This window comes from Lactobacillus sp. C449L, assembly GCF_059900815.1.
In genome coordinates this window covers 1-488 of sequence record NZ_JBWXGA010000115.1, presented here as the reverse complement: position 1 = coordinate 488, position 488 = coordinate 1, and the positions used below count along the sequence as shown (strand labels likewise).

Below are 488 nucleotides of genomic sequence, written 5' to 3'. Positions count from 1 at the left end.
ATGGAGAGGACGCGCGGGTCGAGTTGGTTGCGATTTCCGCAATTCTCGTAGCGGGGGCGGAACGCGCTGGAGCGACCTCCAGCGGCCTCGAAGCGATCCAGCCAGTCCCGCAGGGTGCTGGCGCCTGGATAATCGAAGATCTTTCGTTCCTCGCCGGAGACGAGGCGACCTGCCGGACGAGGCGCACCGAAGGTCTCCACGTACCAGCGGTGGATCGAGTCCTTGTTTGCGTCGATGAAAGCCTGGATGTCCTCCGGCGTCCGGCGCGGCCCTTCGCTCGTTTGCCGGGCGCGCACGAAGCGGGTGCACCACTCGACCTTCCACGCGACCGTGCGCAGTTGTCCCTCGTCGAGGTCGCTCAGATCGGACTCATCCCCCCGCGCGAGCAAAGTCTGCTGAGCACGCGAGAAGTACCCGACTTCGATGCGGATCTTCCTGGCCCGCTTGTACTCGTCGATCTGGGCATCTGTGATGCGGGTGTAGTGATC

General features: G+C 64.3%; 1 protein-coding gene. It reads right to left on the bottom strand.

What is annotated here, in order from left to right; translation table 11 throughout:
* On the bottom strand, positions 1-488 hold a 488-nt coding region (locus AC2JF9_RS08575; protein WP_500726929.1), incomplete at both ends, for a hypothetical protein.